This window comes from Sporosarcina psychrophila, from assembly GCF_001590685.1.
GTDB classification, from domain to species: domain Bacteria; phylum Bacillota; class Bacilli; order Bacillales_A; family Planococcaceae; genus Sporosarcina; species Sporosarcina psychrophila.
This window is the reverse complement of the sequence record NZ_CP014616.1, coordinates 2,441,616-2,461,033: the sequence shown is the minus strand read 5'-3', so window position 1 is coordinate 2,461,033 and position 19,418 is coordinate 2,441,616. Positions and strand designations below refer to the sequence as shown.

17 protein-coding genes, 3 pseudogenes and 1 other annotated feature are annotated in these 19,418 nt (G+C 34.6%); of the genes and pseudogenes, 12 read left to right on the top strand and 8 right to left on the bottom strand.

Going from position 1 to position 19,418, the window contains the following annotated elements; genetic code table 11:
• Nucleotides 1-45 precede the first annotated feature (45 nt).
• The 3 genes from AZE41_RS11650 to AZE41_RS22725 all read left to right on the top strand — a co-directional run bounded on the left by AZE41_RS11650 (nucleotide 46) and on the right by AZE41_RS22725 (nucleotide 1,748).
• The gene (locus AZE41_RS11650; RefSeq protein ID WP_197485311.1) at nucleotides 46-855 is read left to right on the top strand and encodes a hypothetical protein; all 810 of its coding nucleotides are present in this window, start codon (nucleotides 46-48) and stop codon (nucleotides 853-855) included.
• Nucleotides 856-1,338: 483 nt separating this feature from the next.
• On the top strand, nucleotides 1,339-1,554 hold the full coding sequence (locus tag AZE41_RS11645) for a hypothetical protein (RefSeq protein WP_067209509.1): 216 nt from the start codon (nucleotides 1,339-1,341) through the stop codon (nucleotides 1,552-1,554).
• Between the two features lie 26 nt (nucleotides 1,555-1,580).
• On the top strand, nucleotides 1,581-1,748 hold the full coding sequence (locus AZE41_RS22725; protein WP_156476030.1) for a hypothetical protein: 168 nt from the start codon (nucleotides 1,581-1,583) through the stop codon (nucleotides 1,746-1,748).
• A 222-nt stretch (nucleotides 1,749-1,970) separates the two neighbouring features.
• Here the strand turns inward: AZE41_RS22725 and AZE41_RS11640 are convergent, their stop codons facing one another.
• Complete coding sequence (locus AZE41_RS11640; protein WP_067209507.1) at nucleotides 1,971-2,480, bottom strand: GNAT family N-acetyltransferase; 510 nt, start codon at nucleotides 2,478-2,480, stop codon at nucleotides 1,971-1,973.
• Nucleotides 2,481-2,665: 185 nt separating this feature from the next.
• On the bottom strand, nucleotides 2,666-3,520 hold the full coding sequence (locus tag AZE41_RS11635; RefSeq protein ID WP_067209505.1) for a GNAT family N-acetyltransferase: 855 nt from the start codon (nucleotides 3,518-3,520) through the stop codon (nucleotides 2,666-2,668).
• A gap of 183 nt (nucleotides 3,521-3,703) precedes the next feature.
• Here AZE41_RS11635 and AZE41_RS23300 point away from each other — a divergent pair, with 183 nt between their 5' ends.
• Nucleotides 3,704-4,537 carry a response regulator transcription factor gene (locus AZE41_RS23300; protein WP_231885669.1) on the top strand — a complete coding sequence of 278 codons (834 nt, stop codon included), beginning with the start codon at nucleotides 3,704-3,706 and terminating at the stop codon, nucleotides 4,535-4,537.
• On the opposite strand, the gene AZE41_RS11625 is transcribed toward AZE41_RS23300, so the two are convergent.
• The 3 genes from AZE41_RS11625 to AZE41_RS11620 all read right to left on the bottom strand — a co-directional run bounded on the left by AZE41_RS11625 (nucleotide 4,466) and on the right by AZE41_RS11620 (nucleotide 6,600).
• Nucleotides 4,466-5,641, bottom strand: a complete 1,176-nt coding sequence (locus AZE41_RS11625; RefSeq protein WP_231885668.1) for an MFS transporter — start codon at nucleotides 5,639-5,641, stop codon at nucleotides 4,466-4,468. The two genes, AZE41_RS23300 and AZE41_RS11625, sit on opposite strands and share 72 nt — an antisense overlap.
• 490 nt (nucleotides 5,642-6,131) lie before the next feature.
• The gene (locus AZE41_RS23685) at nucleotides 6,132-6,299 is read right to left on the bottom strand and encodes a DNA-directed RNA polymerase subunit alpha C-terminal domain-containing protein (RefSeq protein ID WP_082786579.1); all 168 of its coding nucleotides are present in this window, start codon (nucleotides 6,297-6,299) and stop codon (nucleotides 6,132-6,134) included.
• Nucleotides 6,300-6,366: 67 nt separating this feature from the next.
• Nucleotides 6,367-6,600, bottom strand: coding sequence for a hypothetical protein (locus tag AZE41_RS11620; protein ID WP_067209501.1), 234 nt, complete (start codon nucleotides 6,598-6,600; stop codon nucleotides 6,367-6,369).
• Between the two features lie 139 nt (nucleotides 6,601-6,739).
• Between AZE41_RS11620 and AZE41_RS23295 the strand changes: the two genes are divergently transcribed.
• The 6 genes and pseudogenes from AZE41_RS23295 (at nucleotide 6,740) to AZE41_RS11590 (ending at nucleotide 13,840) form a co-directional block, all read left to right on the top strand.
• Entirely contained in the window at nucleotides 6,740-7,156 is a 417-nt protein-coding gene (locus AZE41_RS23295) for a helix-turn-helix domain-containing protein (protein ID WP_067209496.1), read from the top strand.
• A 65-nt stretch (nucleotides 7,157-7,221) separates the two neighbouring features.
• The gene (locus tag AZE41_RS23290; RefSeq protein WP_067209494.1) at nucleotides 7,222-7,680 is read left to right on the top strand and encodes a hypothetical protein; all 459 of its coding nucleotides are present in this window, start codon (nucleotides 7,222-7,224) and stop codon (nucleotides 7,678-7,680) included.
• A gap of 609 nt (nucleotides 7,681-8,289) precedes the next feature.
• Nucleotides 8,290-8,856, top strand: a pseudogene (locus AZE41_RS11605) (reverse transcriptase domain-containing protein); the annotation flags it as partial.
• 694 nt (nucleotides 8,857-9,550) lie between these two features.
• Nucleotides 9,551-9,814 (top strand) — a binding site (T-box leader).
• A 64-nt stretch (nucleotides 9,815-9,878) separates the two neighbouring features.
• Nucleotides 9,879-11,105 (top strand): MFS transporter, encoded by a 1,227-nt coding sequence (locus tag AZE41_RS11600; RefSeq protein ID WP_067209489.1) that lies wholly within the window; start codon nucleotides 9,879-9,881, stop codon nucleotides 11,103-11,105.
• A gap of 302 nt (nucleotides 11,106-11,407) precedes the next feature.
• Nucleotides 11,408-11,554: pseudogene (locus AZE41_RS11595) on the top strand (IS110 family transposase); the annotation flags it as partial.
• 885 nt (nucleotides 11,555-12,439) lie between these two features.
• Nucleotides 12,440-13,840, top strand: a complete 1,401-nt coding sequence (locus AZE41_RS11590) for a right-handed parallel beta-helix repeat-containing protein (protein ID WP_067209487.1) — start codon at nucleotides 12,440-12,442, stop codon at nucleotides 13,838-13,840.
• 40 nt (nucleotides 13,841-13,880) lie between these two features.
• Here the strand turns inward: AZE41_RS11590 and AZE41_RS11585 are convergent.
• Nucleotides 13,881-14,159 (bottom strand): annotated as a pseudogene (locus tag AZE41_RS11585) (Rrf2 family transcriptional regulator); the annotation flags it as partial.
• An 834-nt stretch (nucleotides 14,160-14,993) separates the two neighbouring features.
• Here AZE41_RS11585 and AZE41_RS11580 point away from each other — a divergent pair.
• Nucleotides 14,994-15,413: a GNAT family N-acetyltransferase gene (locus AZE41_RS11580; RefSeq protein ID WP_067209485.1), complete on the top strand. Its 420-nt coding sequence runs from the start codon at nucleotides 14,994-14,996 to the stop codon at nucleotides 15,411-15,413.
• 632 nt (nucleotides 15,414-16,045) lie between these two features.
• Here AZE41_RS11580 and AZE41_RS11575 read toward each other — a convergent pair.
• Complete coding sequence (locus AZE41_RS11575; protein WP_067209482.1) at nucleotides 16,046-16,672, bottom strand: hypothetical protein; 627 nt, start codon at nucleotides 16,670-16,672, stop codon at nucleotides 16,046-16,048.
• Nucleotides 16,673-17,009: 337 nt separating this feature from the next.
• Nucleotides 17,010-17,879, bottom strand: a complete 870-nt coding sequence (locus AZE41_RS11570) for a LysR family transcriptional regulator (RefSeq protein ID WP_067209480.1) — start codon at nucleotides 17,877-17,879, stop codon at nucleotides 17,010-17,012.
• Nucleotides 17,880-17,996: 117 nt separating this feature from the next.
• Between AZE41_RS11570 and AZE41_RS11565 the strand changes: the two genes are divergently transcribed.
• Nucleotides 17,997-19,145 carry an MFS transporter gene (locus tag AZE41_RS11565; RefSeq protein WP_067209477.1) on the top strand — a complete coding sequence of 383 codons (1,149 nt, stop codon included), beginning with the start codon at nucleotides 17,997-17,999 and terminating at the stop codon, nucleotides 19,143-19,145.
• Nucleotides 19,146-19,418: the final 273 nt, after the last annotated feature.

Genomic DNA, 19,418 nt, shown 5'->3' with positions numbered 1-19,418 from the left:
GTGGACGAGTGTTAGCTTATATGAAACATAAGGAGGATTTTAAAAGTGAACTTCGATGATACTGATTATCAAAATATTATTAGTGATATTCTTAACGACACTTTTTATATAGACCGTTCGATAAGGGGGAAGCTAGCTGGTATTAGACAATATTCTGAAATTCTTATCAGAAAAATTTTAGACATTGATCCGAATGAACAATTTATGCTAGGAAAACTTTATAATCCTACATTCAAAGAAAAAGGTGAGGAATTACTCGGGGAAAGCCGCTATCAAGATTTGATCGCCATTGTCGACAAAATAAAACCGCTCGGAAATGCAGGTACTCATACTCAGTATATTGAAAATTTTACCGAAGCGGAATTAAATTTGGAAATTGATCATCTTTTTGATTTACTTGCATTCTTTTTTATCGAGTATTTTATAAAATATCCTATGGATTCCAATACCTATCCTCTTGTACTTAATCAATTTTCTTTACTGCCTCCAATTATTCGTTACAAAACATTGCTTTATCATTTCGACAAATCGCCCAACGCTATTATTGCGGATAGATTATCATTAGCTGTTTTAAAAACATTTGATAAAGAATATGCTCTTGCGTGGCTCGATGATAATAAAGGACGATTTCTTTCTATAGAAATTTGTGCACTACCTTTTAATAATTCATTTGAATTAGCGCTTGATAAAATAAACTTAGTTGGGAATAATATAATACAAAATGGCAAGCCGTATGAAACTTTCGAACAAGCCAAAACAGCTTTTTTGAATAATAAAATTAATGATAGTTCGTCTGAAATCGTGGAGCTTCTCTCTATTATGGATTTTGTTTATCTTGGCAGAAATTCAAATTGATACGATTTATAAATATCTACGTCAACAGATTTTTGTGAAATAGGATTTTTTAGTTATTTTATAAAGATAATTTTTTGGAGATGAGCACTGCTCTACAATTAAAATATGATATGCCGGAAACGTTGGAAGGAGCATTGAATTTTTGATTTGATTGACGGTGGATTTTTTTCCTGAATGATGAATAAATAGATCGGTACATTATTCGCCAGCCTCTTCCATTGCTTTTAAATTGTCATATGAGAAATAAACATGGGAAAGCAAAACTCAGAGGTTATTCTTTAGAATTTGAAAATGTTTCAGAAGATTTACCAAAGTGACTATATATTTTTTTGATTAAGCATCTCAATTTTGGGTGCTTTTTATTATGCATTTACATTGAATAGTGCGCATCACAATAGCGTCGATAGAGTAGCAATTGCTATTTCAGTATCTAAGGTGTGGTGCGTGCTATTGATTGTAAATATTAATTGTGGAGGAGTGATCATGTCGAATAAACCAATGGCTGCACATTGTGATGCTAGATGTAAAAAGGCGTTCACAATCACTAAGTTCCGTACAAAAAAAGTTAAGAATGGCATCGAAAAGAATTACTTCCGTTGTCCTCATTGCAAGCATGAATACATTACTTACTATGCGAGTGCCGAGACGCTTCAGTTGCAGAAGGATATGTGTAAGCCGGTTCGCTACTCCGTTATGTAGCCAGTAATTCTAGGAGGTTTTGCCAGATGATTATCTACGATGCTTACTACGATGACGGTGACTATCCGAACGGAATTAACCAGCTTGGTATTTACTCGGACTTAGACGCAGCAAAAGAGGCGATTGAGAAAGAGGTCAAGCATACTGATATCCTGTTTGTCGGATTGCTGAAGTTAGACGGTAAAGAATTCTAGAAGAACGATTACTCACAAGTCTTTAAAGTCCGTTAGCCATTTAGCTACAATCGTCCCTTCTTTAATAGCATCCGTTAAGAATTGCTCGTAATCAAGCAGTTCAAATAGAAAATTAGTGAGATACAAAAATAGCCTTGTTAAAAATAATTTAACAAGGCTATTTTAACTATCTTGTTGAACTAACGCTCTCGTTAGTTCAACAAGATTATTTTTAAAAAACCATTAAATCTTACGGCAATATCTTAATATAATATATCTTTCTCTATCAACAATTCCATGTCCATCACGTTCATGATTAAAAGTAAATCCTTTTGCTTCATAGAAAGGAATTCCTTTTTGATTTCCTTTCGCAACGGAAACCCATTGTTCCGTTGCATTAAACTCTTCCTTTTGTTGTTTGGTAATAGCATCTAATATCATTGTGCCAATACCTTCGTTACGTCTAGCAGGATTTAGATACAAAACAAAAACTTCTCCAGAGGTATCCTCAATCATACCCCCTCCACCAGCCCCAATCACTTCGTTCCCTTCTAATGCAACAAAATATCCTCCCCATTCCTTGCTGGTTTCTAAAACCTCTTTTAGTATTCTTTCGTGATTATAAAACTCTTTAATTATTCCTTTGATGTACATTTCAGAATGTGTTTCGCTGTATGTTGCCCAATAACCATCACTACAAACTTTTGATATTCCCTCAACGTGATTAGGTTTGGCTTTTATAATATGTATCATAATTAATTCTCCTTTCGAATAATTAACCACCACTATTAAATTTAACATTTATTGAACTAACCTGCCGTTAGTTCAATAAGAAAGATGAACAGTATTGGTCGAATACGATAAAAGAAAGAGCTAACAATTAATATGTTAACTTCTTAATTTCTATTTTTTAAAAGCCCATATAGTTCAAAAACGTATTAACCAAATAGCTGTGCAGCTATGCCATACAACGTATTATTACGAGATGGTAATACATTTGAATTTTTAATCATAATCGGTGGTTGGCTTACTTTGGAGAAACCGTATTTCTCCAGTTCAGATATAAAATCATCATTTCCGGAAGGAACATCAATTCTTAATTTACCTTGATAGTTTCTCGAAAGTTGGTCAATTATTAATAATGCTGATTGAGAATCAGGAGCAACTATAGGGCCTAATATAAGATTAACCGGACCTTGTATAGACAGCCCATATCCAATAACTTTTCCATCCAGACTTTTAACTACTAAAGCCTCCTTTGATTGATTGATCCTATTGATCAGAAAGGTTCTTCTAGTATCACCGAAAGCCTCCATATCTAAGTTTATTAATGGAGATATATCTTTCTTACATAATGGCTTTATATTGCTAATCTGATTACTATTTGTAATTAGTGGTTCATAGCTATCACAAAGAAATTTATGAACAGAATCTATTGAATGAAAGCCCATTTTTTCATACATAGGTTTTCCTTCTTCCGTCGCAATTAACATAGCCGTTGTACTAATTGGAATAGAATCTAAACATTTTTGGGTAGCTTTTCTCCCTAATCCCATTCCTTTATATTCTTGACTAACAATAACCATACCAATGGATGCTAATTTGGGACCGTATTCAATGATTGCCGCACTTGATATTATTTCTCCTTCATCATTTTTATGACCATAAATTCTTCCAGAAGACATTACTGTCGTAATTTCATCTTTGTCATAATCCCACCCGACAGAATTTGAGAGCCTAATTAATCCTGGTATATCAAGCACATCAAGTTTTTCTATATCAGAGACATTCATATACTAAACACTCCTCAATTCATTATATAAGTGATTATGTATTTTTCATCATTATTTTTTAACTTAAGCACTAGTTAGTTGCATAATACCTAATTTAAATAATGTTCCATCCACTTTTGAAAGTGAAAATGGTGATTCATGTTAGACTAAATATAAAACTTTAGGATATAAGGGGTGAAATCAGTGTCTATTTTACTACAAGCCTCAAATTGTTTGTTATTGTCCACAGACCTCAAAAAAACAGAAAGTCATTGGCGTGATGATCCTTGCTACAAATTTATATACTCGATTAAAGGGTCCATGCAGTACCAAAGTAAGAGAAACGAGTTTTCATTAAATGAAAATGAATTCATAATCTTCAATCCCCATGATGAACATAAGCAAATTTTAGTCGATAACCATAAATTTCTGATTGAGTTGGATTCAAAATTCCTGAACGAGATGACTGCTTCTGTTTCATTTATTCGAGACGATCTTTTTTTTGCTCAGTCCTCTCAAAAACACCCACTCATTATGCAATGGGTGCTTTTTGTTAATCAATATATGCAACTGGAGGGCCCGAATGGGAGCCGTTCTTCAGAAATATTTTTGGAACACAGCTTTGCTCAATTGGGTTTACTGTTGGTCAAAACAACAATTGGTTCGCATACGACTGACATGAATATGCAACCTTTTCAAGAAATCCATCCGGCTCTTTTTAAGGTGATGAATGCCTTAAAAAACGATTTTCAGCATACTTGGAGCCTCAGAGAAATGGCAGCGATATTGGATATAAGCAAATTTCAGTTCGCTCACCTTTTTAAAGAATTCATCGGAGTTTCCCCTTATTCATGGCTTCAATTATATCGAATTGTTAGAAGCCAGGACTTGCTTGTTCACACCAATCGAACGATTACGGATATTTCAACTAGCTGTGGATTTTCTTCAATTGCCGTTTATAACCAGTTATTTAAACGCTTGTATGGATTCCCGCCCAGTTTTTTTCGAGGAGAATATACGAAACAAATAGAAAAATGAGCAAAGGATCATCAAACCTCCACAAAATATAAAGATGTAACGTATTTCAAAAATTGATGATAGTGTACCAAACAAAATCAATGAGATCACGTTTGATCCATATAGAATCACTGCATTTAAACTAAAAGCCCTGCCTAATTTATTAGCTGGAATCAAGGTTTGAATAAGGTATACCCGTGTTAAACCGGTTATCGGAAGACCGATAGCTGTAATCAAGACTCCAATAAAATAGATGGAGAGATTCGAAGCAAATCCCAATAAGAAAATGCCAGCACCCCACACGATAGAGCCATATAGGTAAGTGGAGAGGCTCATTTTTTTCCATACAAAAGGGATCAGTAGATTAACTGCGATCACTCCTGCGCCGTACCAGCCCAAAAGCAGACTGTATAGTTCCTTTCCATTACTGGAGGTTTCCACGAGTAGCAAGAGCAATCCGACTTGCCAAACCCACGTATTGAAAAATACCATCAAGAAAGTAACCATAAACAACGTTTTAATTGTATATTCTCCTTTAACCCAACTAAAAAAATCACGAATGGAACTGAAAACATTAATTTTTTTACTTTCTGTAGTATTCGAATCATTGGCAGGATCAATCCAATTGAGTTTCAAGATGAAAAATCCGCTGGCTAAATAAGTTAATGCATCAAGTGTATAAAAATGGATTGTGTTTCTAGAACTTAATAGACCAATACTGAAAATGGGACCAAGCACTTGTACACCTCTCGTCACAATATCTAAAAGACTATTTACAGTTGTTCGATTTTCTAAAGGCGTAATTAGAGGCAAAACAGCTCGGTAGGCTGGATTATAAAAACATCCCAGACTCTGGATCACGAAGCCCACAAGAAGCAAATGCCAGAAAGCTAAAAGATTCATTTGATAAATAACAACCAACGATAGAATGATCGGTATACGAATAATGTCTATCCATAACAACAGGCGTTTTTTGTTTACTCGATCTGCAATGGCTCCACCGACTAAACCGAATATTAGGTAAGGAACAGCTTGTGAAATTGCGATAACAGTAGTGAGGATAGCCGACTGTGTCAGTTCATAGGATAAAAAAAGAAACGCTAGCCCCGCAATTACATTTCCCAATTGTGAAATCCCGGCTCCTGCCAAATAATACAAAACCATTCTATTTTTCAATGCGATTTTATAAATGATACCACCTCACTTATAGGTTACAATGTATAGCCTTCCTTATCTATCGATATATTGCTGAACTTTCTAGCAATATTCATGAGATTAATCCGTAAAAACAGCGATTGGATCGCTGAACAAGCTGCCATGAAAGGCAGCAGATTGTTCAACTAAAGTACTCGTTAGCCCTCTATAAAAAAATATACCTTTTATTCACTTAACTAACCTGCTCTATTAGTTGAAGAACGGATAAAAAAATACATATACTATACTTTTATTTCATAAATATTTTCAGATATAAAAGCTGAACTAATACAAAAATTAGTTCAGCTTCAAAATAGCTTATTATAATGTTGCACATTGTATAAAGTATACTGATATATTAAGTGCACTACGTTATCTCTTGACTTTTAATAAAAGATTAGGGAAAGGTCGTTGTTTTTGTTCATTTATTAACTTCTAATTTAATCTCGTTAATTACTTCCTCTAATTCTTTTCTAAATACTGGACCCGTTCCTTCCAGTTCAAAGGTGTCTTTGGTAATAAGGTCTTCTAGCGTGTGAATGTCATTCTTTTTAAGTATCTTAGTCAATCGAACACTTAATTCCAACATTGTTCATTTAAAGATTTTTCTTTATCGATGTGGACGACAGTATGTTTAGTCATTGTGTCACTCCTTATCATTTCTTAAATGCTGGATGTTCGAAATAATCATTTACAACCTTCGGGAAATTATCTGTCAAGAAATTATCCCAGTTAATTTTATCAAGCGTTTCGCGTTCGATGTTGAACACCATGACTTCGCCATCTTTTTCATTCCCGTACTGATCGACAAGAGGGTACAACCAGTGGATAATTACTCCGTCAACTTCTTTCATTTCAGAAATTGGTTTGAGTATTTTTAACGAATCCATCCACATCCCTTTTTCTATACCGTCAGTGATGATCTTTTCAACCTTCGACTTTGTGCACGGTGATTGGTGGCACTATACACCGGGTCATAACTGGCACTAAGTCGAAAATGATAACAACGGAAAGCGAGGTGAGAAAACGATGGCATTTGAATATTTAGCAGCATACAAAACATTTGAATCAGTAGCAGATATGGATAAGAGTGTGGAGGACCACATTGCAGCAAATTACTTTGACTTAACAGAATCAGAACGTGCCATCGTTTTCAAACTCGCTTCACGTTCATTAATGTATCCAGGGGGTTCACATTTAAAAGCTGAAACTTTTGCGGATCAAGTTGGAATTTCTACCAAGACCGTGTACCGTAGCATTAAAAAGTTGGCAGAACTAGGCATCATCGAAAAAGTACCTGGTACAAAGTTAAACGGAATCAAAGGTGCTAGCATCTATAAAATTTTACCTTTAGACGATAATGTCCCATCGGAAGTGTCTCAACGAGCGACAGTCGATGAAGTCAATAACGACTTGATTAGCCCTCCACAATCTGAGATTCACTAGAATCTTTTAATCTCTTAAGTTCTAAACAAGCAAATAATATTATAAGCGTCGGGGACGAATTAGCTTTGCAAGCTGAGAAGAAAAAAGAGTATATGAACGAATGGCAAGTAACGCTTTTCGACTTCATGCACAGCTTACCAATGAAAGATGAATTGAAGGATGAGTTGCATAAAGTTGTATTAGCATCAGAAATAAATGATGCACGTGATTTTGTGCGTGCTAAAGATGTGCTGCTTAATATTATTCGTGATATTAATGAAGGAATTCTAACGATATCTACTACATTACGAGCGGTGTTTAAAGGGGCTCAGAGCAAGGTTGTAGAGCGTAGGAGTAATATGAAGGGATACATCATCTGTGGAGGACAAGGCTTCAAATGTACGTCCAGTGCCTTTCTATTACTGGCTAGGTGCGACACGTTGGACTATAAGTGCGTAAAGCATGAAATGTCCGAACTACAAAATATTCAAGTAGTTACAACTGATACGATGATAGATGGAATGAAAACCTTCATGTTGAGTTGAAACATCTACCCTAATACTCCAACATGCAATGATATTAGGTGAAATATTGTTGTATGAAGCTTGGTGAAGTCGGTTGAATCCAACCTAAGTTCGCAATTTGAATATGGTTAGGAGATAGACCGGGGGGCTGAAAAAGAAATCTATGGTGAGAATGTCGTGTGTGAACAACGACTGACGAACTTGCGAATGTACGGGTCAATAAGTTGACTACTCTCGAAAGAAGTAGGGTTACAAATTCTGTAACGTGGGACACCGATAAGTATGATTCTAGTCTAAGAAAATCGGGATAATGCACGATGACATTATAGTTCTCACTGGCTCATAGCAAGTACCTAAGGATTTACATGATAGCTAATCGTATCGGAACGTGGTAAGCAAAGGATTCCTATTTAAACAATTACCTTTGGGGAATGGCATATAAGTTCCATTAGGAAACGAAATTGCTTAACCTTTGTGAAAGTGAGGACACAGTACCTTGGAAACCATGATAATAAATGGTGGAGGGATAGTCCTTAGTCTTAATTAATGTAATTAAATTTTAGTTAATGAAGTTCAAAAGGTCTGGTATGAATGTGGGAAAGACACTTCTTTAAAGGAGGTGTTCCACAATTGAACACAAATCAAAGATATTGGGAATATTATGGGTTGCAGGAAACCTTCGACTCCCTATATAAAGGGAGCCAAGAAGGTAAAACATTTAATAGGTTATACGAACTTGTTATATCAGAAAATAATATTCTTCTCGCATATAGAACCATAAAAAGTAATAAAGGCTCTAAAACGGCCGGGGTTGATTTTCATACCATTGATAAATTTAAAGAAATGAACAAAAATGATTTTGTGTCTTATATTAGAGACGCGCTAAAGGATTACAAACCCAAAGCTGTTAAGAGGGTTCTCATTCCAAAGCCCAACGGTGATTTACGTCCGCTTGGTATACCGACCCTTACAGATAGAATTATCCAACAAATGATTAAACAAGTTATTGAACCGATTTGTGAAGCTAAATTCTTTAAACACAGTTATGGATTTAGACCACAACGTAGCACACATCATGCTATATCAAGATGTGTCTATATCATTAACCACTCTAAAACGCATTATGCGGTGGACATTGATATTAAAGGTTTCTTTGATAATGTTAATCACTCGTTATTAATAAAACAACTTTGGAACCCTTTGTTGGATGGATTGGTTGTTTTCCATAATCCTTTTGCTGACACACCTTTTCACATTGATGAGTTTTTCCACCCAGTTATTGCGCATACTACAGTTGATGGGAAACAAAAGAGTTTTTAAGTGACATTCCTAATGGGCACTTATTCCAAAGGACGATTAATGTTATTGATTTTCCACATTTAACACCGGAAGAACTTGCTCAAATTAAATCACAAATGAATAGTGATGAAGGATTGAGACAGCCGTCATATCCAAAATATCATAAGTAATTAATAATACATTATTTTGCTGTTCAAAAAAGACGACTATTCACGATCATTTTTATTAAAAGTCAAGAGTTAACGTAGGCCGCTTAATATATCAGTATCCTTTATACAATGTGCAACATTATAATAAGCTATTTTTAAGCTGAACTAATTCTTGTATTAGTTCAGCTTTTATTTGGGATTAAAGATATAATCTGAATATATTTATGAAATAAAAGTATAGTATGTGTGTTTTTTTATCCATTCTTCAACTACCGTGGAAGGTTAGTTGAAAAAGAGTAAGCTGTGGTATGCATGAAGTAAATAATTACTGTAACAACAATACTATAAATGCAAATATTTCTATGTCTGTTATAGAGATAATTAGTAATATTTTTTGTATTGAATTTCAATTCAAAATAATGTAATATATATAAAAATCTATATAAAAAGCTGTGAAAAGAAGAGTAAACACACTTACTATCTACAGAGACCTCTGGTAGCTGAAAAAGAGGAATAGGAAATGTGTTGAAACAAGCCTTGGAGCTGTGCATTGGATTTGTTTGTTTTGAACAATGATGATGAACGTATTCTCACGTTAACGAGATAGAGTATCGCAGGTGATTTATTCACAAAGCAGTACTCGATTAGGCTTCTACAGAAATGTGGAGGTGAACTGGGGTGGCACCGCGACACGACTCGCCCCCAAGATAAATATCTTGGGGGTGAGTTTTTTTATTTTGTTTTACAAAAAAATAAAAAGGAGTGGTGAACATGTCCAGATGGAAGTATCCGTTAATGCTATTAGGAGGAATAGGAATTTCAAATGTGGGTGGATGGGTTTACCTAATCGCACTAAATTTAATTATATTGAATGAAACAGGTTCTCCACTTGCGATTGCTTTATTATATATACTTGGTCCTATTGCAACTATATGTTCGAATGCTTGGGCAGGTAGTTTAATTGATCGGGTAAATACACGACGACTTATGATGGGATTAGACGTTTTCCGAGCACTTTGTATTGCGATAATTCCATTTTTACCTTCGCTTATTTATGTTTATATACTAGCGTTTATCATTAATATGGGAAGTGCTATTTTTCAACCTACATCTATGGTTTATATGACTAAACTAATACCTGAAAAAGATCGGCAACGCTTTAATGCGCTACGTAATTTTATCAACTCTTGTGGTTCACTAATAGGTCCTACCATTGCGGGGGTTTTATTTTGGATGGGTACTCCTTATACTGCCATCCATGTGAATGCAGTGGCTTTATTTTTTTCGGCATTCATTATTATGATGCTCCCTAATGTTGATTCAAGACTCAAAGAGACAGAGGGGCAAAGATTGACATGGGATATGATAAAAAATGATTTTTGGGTTGTTTTTAATTTCAGTAAGGACTATACCTATGTCACAAAGATATATTTATTATTTAGCGGCACTACTATATTCATGACTGCAATAGATTCTCTTGAGGCAGCATTTGCTAAAGGTGTACTTTCATTATCAGACCCCATTTATGGGTTTTTATTAAGTGTCTTTGGAGCTGGATTTATAATAGGTTCAATTATTAATTCAGTATTTTCAAGACAGCTTACAGTTAATCTTTTAATAGGTTTTGGCACCATTTTTACCTCAATAGGTTATATAGCGCTTTATAGTTCGAATGGCTTTTTTAGTGCAGCGCCTTCTGTATTTTTAATTGGGTTTGCTGTAACGTTTGCAAATACAGGGTATTTGACTTTCTACCAAAATCATGTTCCTGTGAAGATGATGGGAAGGTTCGGAAGCTTCTTTAGTGTTATTGAGGCAGGTTTCATTATTGCTTTAACGGTATTAGTAGGTTTAGCTGCTGAATTAACTTCGATCCGTCTTGTGGGGTTAATAGGTTCATTTGCATTCTTCTTATTAGGGTTAATGGCATTGAAAGCTGTATCAGGTGCAAAAAGGAAGGAATATTTTAAAAAAGGTGCTGCTTCTTTAAACAGTTAAGAACGCCGTGCACGAGAATTTAGGAATATTAATAACAGGGGAGAACACTGACAAAGAACAATATATAGAGGATGTATTATCCGTTGTCAGGATCTATTTACTAGGTAAATCAGATTCATATACTAATCATGATGAATAATCCTCAACTTAAATTTGAAATTGCTGAAGACAGTGAGTCGATTTTACAGTGAACATAAAAACAGCCTTCCTTCTATTTGGAGGGAGGCTGTTTTTATGTGATTGGAAATTCTATAGCATTAACATCATTTTATCCCACGCTATACTGTGGAATAAGAAGTTCAAGGAACAAAAAGCTTAAAGAATTCTATGATAAGAAAAAGTCAGAAGGAAAGCCTGCCAAAGTAGCAATTGTAGCCTGTATTAATAAATTACTTCATTGGATTTATGCATTATTAAACAGAAAAGAATCTTTCCTTGATATAGCTTAATTAACAGTTTTAATAATGAGAGAGAAAATCTTCCAAAAGGTTTTTGGAGGGCTGTTTGGCATGCTCAAAATAGTATAACATAGGGTTAATAATTATTTTAGAGAAAAATATTGACATCCTATTAGCTGGTTTAGTTGAACAACAATCCTATTTTGATAAAGTAGTTTTCCTATCATCTCTGCTAACCATTTCTAGTCAGCATACGAACTTCATACCCTAGGATTATCCATAATATACCTCGGGATAAATATAATACAGATACGGATGCGATATTAGGGTTTGATTCTAGTTGTCTCATTTGATATTCGTTGAAAGTATTTTACTCATTGAAAACACTCCTGTCAGGATATTTATCTTCAGTATACCTAAGCTTTTAAACAGAAAAAACCCCGAATGGGTCACTTTTTTTAAAGTGTCCACTATTGGCTCAGTTAAGCCTTAATGGCAATCTTTTATTAAAAAGAGGTGTATAATCATTAAAAAAGCAACAAAGGAGGATATCTATGAAGTTATACAAATGTACGCTAAGTAAATGACTATTTAAATGCTTGGATCTATTGGAAAGATATAATCAAAGAAACATAATTATTATTCAGCGAAAGGGCGCAATTCTACAGCAAGAATTACGCTCTTTCTTTATGTAAAGGGGCAGTTAATGGAGGGAGATTCTCAAGATACATTGAATAATTAAGGGATATAATATATTTTAAATTTCTTTTTGAAAACTTTATGTTTTTGAAGTTAAATCTATTATAAAATGGTATAGTCATCCATCCTACGCTATTCTAATGAGCAATTTATTTAATAGTTTAGTCATATTGTTCTTTTCCTTTTATCCTATATGACTTATTATGCAGATAATTTATTTTAAGAAGGAATGATTAAATGAAAAAAATTATTATTATCCTCTTGGCCACAGCTGCTATCATGATCGTTTTAGTTATAAATAATACTAAAGCCGAACAGGATAATTCTATATATGTAGCTGTAAATGGAAATGATCAAAATAATGGGACAAAATTAAAGCCATTTCGCACACTAAAAAAAGCTGCTTCAGAAGCTGTAGCCGGGACTACCGTCTACATACGAAAAGGAACCTATAATGAAAGACTTGTTATTAAACATAGTGGAACAAAATCAAAACCAATTATTTTTAAAGCTTACAAAAAGGATAAAGTTGTTCTTAGTGGAAAGGATGTAAAAGATGTTGAAGGGGTTACATCCTTAGTTACAATAAATAATAAAAATTATCTTACGATTAGCGGATTAGTTATACAGGATTTATCTACTAATTTAACAGATGAAACGGTAATGGGGATTTATGTAACAGGACCTAGCAGTCATATTACATTAGAGAATAACCATGTGCGGCGAATTGAAACACATGCAGAAAACGGAAATGGACATGGGATTGCCATATACGGAACAGGCCCAATGAAAGACATAAATATTTTTAATAATACAGTGGAGGATTTAAAACTCGGTTCAAGTGAATCTCTTGTACTTAATGGAAATATTGACGGCTTTAAGGTGGAAAATAATCTAGTTCGCCGAAGTGATAATATCGGTATTGATCTGATTGGTTATGAGGGTACCTCTAATGATAAAAAAGCTGACTATGTTCAAAATGGGGTAGTAAAAAATAATGAAATTTATGAAATATCCTCGTACGGAAACCCTGCTTATGGGGAGGATTATTCTGCTGGCGGAATATATGTAGATGGTGGAAAAAATATAACTATTGAAATGAATACCATTTATAAATGCGATATCGGAATTGAAGCAACGTCTGAGCATGCGAAAAAATATGCTAGTCATATTAATATTAAAAACAATACTATTTATAACAACTATTTTACTGGGATATCGATTGGAGGGTATGATAAAAATCGTGGAGGTACGATAAATTCAACAATCTCAAAAAATATTATTTATCGAAATGACACTAAAGGACTAGGTGGGGGACAGCTTTTATTACAGCATGATACAAAAAACAATGTGATCGAAAAAAACATTTTAACAGCTGGACCATCTCGCTTGTTTATTGCTAATTATTTCACAACCAATCAAGCAAATAAACTGCAAAATAATGTATTCCATAAAGAAAAAGGGAAAACTGGTATTTGGGTATGGAAAGAGGGAGAATATACTTCTTTTCCAGAATTTAAAATCGCTTCAGGTAGTGATGAGAGATCCAGTTATTTAGATCCGAAATATGAAAATGAAAACAAATATGATTTTAGACTGAAAAAGGATTCACCTGCTAAGAAGATTATTTTAGAGTAAAAAACAATTATCTCAAAAAAGGTACTTCCTTAAAGAAGTAATCAAAAATAGGCGTCAAACCTTCAATAGCTTTTATAACATCGAGTAATGAAAGTTCTTCCCAACCCGATTTTAATTTATAGCCACCATTTGCACCTGAGACAGATTCAATCATACCCGACTTTACTAACTTTGTTAGTATTTTAGATAAATATGTCGTTGAAACTTCTTGGCGTTCAGCTAATTTTTCCACACTAATATGCTCATCGGGAGGATTAACAGCTAAAAATAGCATGGCGTGGAGAGCATAGTTCGTTGCTTTTGTTTTTTTTGATGTCAAATAAAGATTTATGCAACTAACGGGCGCGATTGTTGAACATTAAAAGCCTAATTCCTTGCCAGAAACAGGCAGTAATCAGGCTTTTTTTCTTACGCTATTTTAAATCTCCCAATTGGTAAATATGGTGGCAACAAGTGGTAAGTTTTGTGGCAGTCACTGGTAAAAAAGATGTCACAGGTTGTACATTTCATTGGCCGTACTCACATTCCATTGAAGAAGAAACCGAAGAAAATATGAGCAACTTTGGACAATAAAAAAAGAAGAGCCTATTGCCTCCTCTTTTGCTTTACATTTGGATTTTTGCGCCTTATATTTTTAAGTACTACCTTTTTTCTTGCAACAGCTATCTCTACTTGGATGTAAAAGAAAGCAACCTCTTTTATTTGAAATATAGAAAAGGGGATTGGGCACAGATGCTTAAAATAAAGCATGTTACAACATTATTCACCCCACGTAGAGAGCATGAAAAACCAAAACTTTTGGGGTAACATAGCAGTGTTTGGTGCAATGCTCACGATAGTAATAACTTTAATAGTAACGTTTACTTAAAAACCCTTCTTACCAAGTAAGGATTTTTATTTGCATGAAATACGATCATGCAGAAAGCGGCTCCTCCACAGATTAGATTGTGGAAGGGGCGCTTTTTTTATATTACGCTAAATACAATGCATCCTTAAATGGACAGTCGCTTTTTTATTTATCGAATTAAAGAGGTATTCGTATTAATGGAGCCGAATAAATTACAATGCTCTGTTCTTCTTCAACTAACGGGACAGTTTAGTTGAAGAAGGAAATGTTTTAATAAAGTCAAATTTCAATAAGGGGAGCTTTAATATGGAAACTTTGGTTAAATCTCAATTAATCGATTTAGATGAAATAGTGAATATCGATAGAGAAGTAATAGGTAGTGATAGCAGACGAAAATACATAAAAAAAGCTATTGAGGAAGAAAGATGTATAGCTATTAAAAACGAGTTCTCATTTGTAGGATTTTTAATTTTTGATATTCATTTTTTTGATTATAGCTTTATATCCCTGATAATAGTTAAACCGACTGAAAGACGGAAAGGATATGCAACATCTCTTATGGAGTATTTTATAAGCATATCGCCTACTAAGAAAATATTCTCTTCAACCAATCAATCAAATAAAAGAATGCAGGAAGTATTTAAAGAAAATGGATTTACACAAAGTGGATTTGTTGAAAATTTAGACGAAGGAGATCCAGAGATAATTTACTTTAAATCAACATAAGTAATATTGGTTCTTCAACTGGAGATCGTCTATTGACGGTCTTTTATTTGGCAAACCCTGTTGTCTTTTTATTTGTCCATTTGTCCGTGAGTAAGTTAAATATGACCAAAGTAAAAGCCTTTCTCAATCGAGTGGGGCTGATTCCCATGACTTCTTACGTTCATCGAACAGCGCCTGCAACTCTTCGCAACCCAACCAGGAGTGCTTTTTTGTAATCGCAGCCTAGACTGCAAAGTCGCTTTTATTAAACTGTCCGATAATAAGGGCTCAGTTCAAAAAGAGGGATGGCTGTTTTTATTTAGTTTAGTTTAGTTTATTAACGGTTCACTCTGACGTTTATGATTGGCGATAAAAAAGTACGTGAAGAGTAATGACGGAAGTACAATGGGAAATGAACAGGGGACTTTTTATAACCCGTTCAGTTGCGTAGTGCAAGACGCAAACTAAACATCAAATTAGATCGTTAATTCATAGTTGAATTGGCGGTCTTTTTAATGCCCGCATGTCAACGTATGTTAATAAATTGGGCTTATTTTTACGGTTGGGTGGACTGACGAATGAATGAATGAATGAATGAATGAATGAAAAGCCCTACACTAATGAGTATAAGGCGATGCTAACTTGTGGAATAGCTAGTTACTATCCTCATTTATTTTTTTCAACAGTCCACCGTCATTGATTGTAATCCTTCCGATTTTTCCTTCTTCTGAACAAATCGCCATCCCGCTTATCTCGAATTGTGTCGTTTTTCCAGCCTCGTTTACATATTCTACTTGAGCAGTAAAATCATATTCCTTTGGTGCAATCGGATTATCACTTTGGATCACTTCGATATCAGCGATACTTAATTGATAATCTACTGGGTAACTGTGGTAACCAAGTGCCGGTGTAGCATTAACAAAGAAATCAAATCCAAGTTCCGTGAAATAAGACGAATAGGACTCTTTTAGATATGAGGTGATTTCTTCCGTGTCTGGCGCCACCTCTGTACCAACATACCCTTCGTACGATGGATCCATTTGTTGCTTATATAACTCCTCACTTAAACGTAGATATTCTTCGTCTGGACCCGTAAATACCTTTTCGAGAACAGCACGAATAACAGCTTTGTTCTTGTCTTCAATTGGAGTAACAATCTTTTCAGGATCTTCCGGTTTTTCTTGAGAACAACCTACAATCAAAAAACAAGAAAAAAGTAAAAATAGAATACCTACCATTGTTTTCGTCGACAGATGTTTGGAAATCAGTTTACGATACATTATTATTCCTCCTCATCCCTTTTTACTACCAACTATTCTTCAGTGATTAGAGTTGGAAACCTATACTAGTAATACGAATGACCACTCAAAAAGTTTCAAAATTCCATCTTTTATATTATGCTCCAAAAAATCCGTTTTTTATAAAACATCTTAATAGATAAATTAAACTTAAAAAGCACCCCATATCAGCGTGCAAAATGAGGTGCTAATTTGTGTTTTGTTCTATTCAACTGAATGAGTTAGTATTTTTTCTTGCGGGATTTATTTAATTCCAGGACCTTTATAGTAGATCATTTTCAATTTAGCGATAAATTATGATATTTTCAGTATGGTGACTTTAAAAAAAGGTTTCCATTCGGTTCAAGAATGCTTTTGCAGATTGACTTAAATATTTATCAGTACGATAAAACATCTCTAAGTTCCTAGTAGGGGAATCCTTGATTGGAATAGCACGGAGACCGAGTGATTGGAAACTTTCAATTAGTTGACTAGGTTGAATAGTAGCCCCAATCCCTGCTTTTACAAGTTGAAACAAAGATGTGGCTGATCCTGTTTCCATCAGGGCATCGATAGCAATTTTTTGACTTAAACACCAAGTCTCAATCAAATCACGTCCAGAGAATCCCTTCGGATACATAACTAAAGGCAGATTTACCAAGTCAGCCGGCAAGATAATACCTTTGTCTGCTAATTCATGATCTTTAGTAACGAAAAGACTATACGATTCGGTATGAAAAGGGATGCGATTTAAACGACTGTCTGGTTGAATCGCTAGCCCAACACCAATATCAACTTCATTTTCTAACACCTTATTTAAAATATCAATCGATGGAATCACTTGCACTTTAGTATTTGGAAATTCTTTGTGAAAATCGATTAGTAATGCTGTTAATCGATAATCAAGATCGGATGGTAATACTGCTACACGTAAGTGACCGGTATTCAGATTTGTCAGATCTTCTATAGCATTTTTTGCGTTTTCTAGTTGTTGAACAATTTGCAATGCGTAGTGCTCAAGGAGATTACCTGCTTCGGTCTTAACGGTTTTTTTTCCAAGGCGATCGAACAGAGGTAGGCCTAATTCATCTTCCAATACCCGTATTTGCTGGCTTAGGGTTGGTTGTGAAATACCTAGTTTGTAGGCAGCTTCAGTAAAATGAAGTTCTTTGCATAACATAAGGAAATAGTGTAACTGCCTGATTTCCATTTAACATGCTCCTTTTATGATAGCTTACAGCTATGGTTTGTATAGAAAAAATAGTATTGAACTATTATAAGCGCAAATATACAATGAATGCAATGCTTAATGAAGGAGATGTTTCACATGCGTTTTGTTTATCTTGTGATGATTATATTTTTTGTTTCATTAAATTTAAGACCGTCGATTACTTCTGTTGGGCCTTTACTTGATATCATCCAAACGGATTTAGGTATGAGCGGGGTGACAGCTAGTTTACTAACCGCACTACCGGTTTTTTGTATGGGGCTATTTTCCATATTGGCCATTAAGTTAAATAAGCGTTTGGGAATGGAGAAGTCTCTGCTTATAGCAATGACTTTGATATTCGTTGCTACATTCCTTCGTATGTTCATTCATAATAGCTTTTTGTTGTTTGCGACAGCTTTATTCTCGGGGATTGGAATAGGGATTGCTGGACCATTAATTACAGGATTTATAAAAAAATACTTTCCCAACAATCATGGTTTAATGGGGGTTTATTCCGTGTCAATGGTGATTGGTGCAGCGGTTGCATCCAGTCTTTCTGTGCCTACATACCAGAGGATGAATGAATCTTGGCAACACGCATTAGGTTTCTGGAGTATATTAGCGGTTCCTGCATTTTTACTACTTATTCCACTTCTAAAAAAAGCGGAAAAGAGTACAGATACCCTGCCTATTTCAGCTTTGTTTATAAAAAATAAAAGGGTGACATTATTCATGTTGTTTTTTGGATGCATGGCGGCTATCTTTTATTCGCTAACAGCTTGGTTAGCACCAATCGTACAATCAATGGGTTTCAGCTATTCTCAATCCGGTTTGATTCTGACTTTATTTACAGTAATCCAAATTCCCATAAGCTTTTTAATACCTATACTCGTTAGCAAAACGGGTAATAGAAAAGTTTGGTTATTAGTCTGTAGTTTTTCAGAAATAATAGGGATTTTGATTTTACTGCTAAATTACTCTCCGTGGATAGCTACAGTTTTCCTTGGTATTGGGGCTGGTGGTTTGTTTCCTTTGGCACTACTTCTACCTATTCAAGAGGCCAAAAATATTGAAGAAACAGTGTCTTGGTCTGCGATGATGCAATTTGGTGGTTATCTACTCGGGGCCCTCGGTCCTGCATTTATTGGATTAACAATTGATGTTTTTGATAACTTTGTTCCAGCATTGGGAGGACTATTGATCATTTTATGTGTAATGCTTTTCACAATCTTAAAAATAGGGAACAATGAACAATCGATTCATTGATTTGGCACTGTGAAAATTTAATGTTGTTTTTTAATTGGGTGTTTAATATTTTCTAATACTTAAAGCAAAGCAGGATGATTGTCAAGACACTTTGTTACAACCCCGTTAAAACATTGTATCCACCCTTGAGCCTACGATAATAATTATTAACGCACGTCTGTTGATTAACCATTTTCTTGCATAAATAACAAGTAAGAAAAGGCTTGAAAACCTCCATTTTCACTGGATCATTTCCGGTTCGCTTACGGCACACCCTTTTCGATCATCTTATTG

What these genes read in the sequence shown, in the direction of transcription:
- AZE41_RS11645 (WP_067209509.1), top strand. Translation starts at nt 1,339, where the DNA reads ATGTCGAATAAACCAATGGCTGCACATTGTGATGCTAGATGTAAAAAG.
- AZE41_RS22725 (WP_156476030.1), top strand. Translation starts at nt 1,581, where the DNA reads ATGATTATCTACGATGCTTACTACGATGACGGTGACTATCCGAACGGA.
- AZE41_RS11640 (WP_067209507.1), bottom strand. Translation starts at nt 2,480, where the DNA reads ATGATACATATTATAAAAGCCAAACCTAATCACGTTGAGGGAATATCA.
- AZE41_RS11635 (WP_067209505.1), bottom strand. Translation starts at nt 3,520, where the DNA reads ATGAATGTCTCTGATATAGAAAAACTTGATGTGCTTGATATACCAGGA.
- AZE41_RS23685 (WP_082786579.1), bottom strand. Translation starts at nt 6,299, where the DNA reads ATGTTGGAATTAAGTGTTCGATTGACTAAGATACTTAAAAAGAATGAC.
- AZE41_RS11620 (WP_067209501.1), bottom strand. Translation starts at nt 6,600, where the DNA reads ATGGATTCGTTAAAAATACTCAAACCAATTTCTGAAATGAAAGAAGTT.
- AZE41_RS23295 (WP_067209496.1), top strand. Translation starts at nt 6,740, where the DNA reads ATGGCATTTGAATATTTAGCAGCATACAAAACATTTGAATCAGTAGCA.
- AZE41_RS11600 (WP_067209489.1), top strand. Translation starts at nt 9,879, where the DNA reads ATGTCCAGATGGAAGTATCCGTTAATGCTATTAGGAGGAATAGGAATT.
- AZE41_RS11590 (WP_067209487.1), top strand. Translation starts at nt 12,440, where the DNA reads ATGAAAAAAATTATTATTATCCTCTTGGCCACAGCTGCTATCATGATC.
- AZE41_RS11580 (WP_067209485.1), top strand. Translation starts at nt 14,994, where the DNA reads ATGGAAACTTTGGTTAAATCTCAATTAATCGATTTAGATGAAATAGTG.
- AZE41_RS11575 (WP_067209482.1), bottom strand. Translation starts at nt 16,672, where the DNA reads ATGTATCGTAAACTGATTTCCAAACATCTGTCGACGAAAACAATGGTA.
- AZE41_RS11570 (WP_067209480.1), bottom strand. Translation starts at nt 17,879, where the DNA reads ATGGAAATCAGGCAGTTACACTATTTCCTTATGTTATGCAAAGAACTT.
- AZE41_RS11565 (WP_067209477.1), top strand. Translation starts at nt 17,997, where the DNA reads ATGCGTTTTGTTTATCTTGTGATGATTATATTTTTTGTTTCATTAAAT.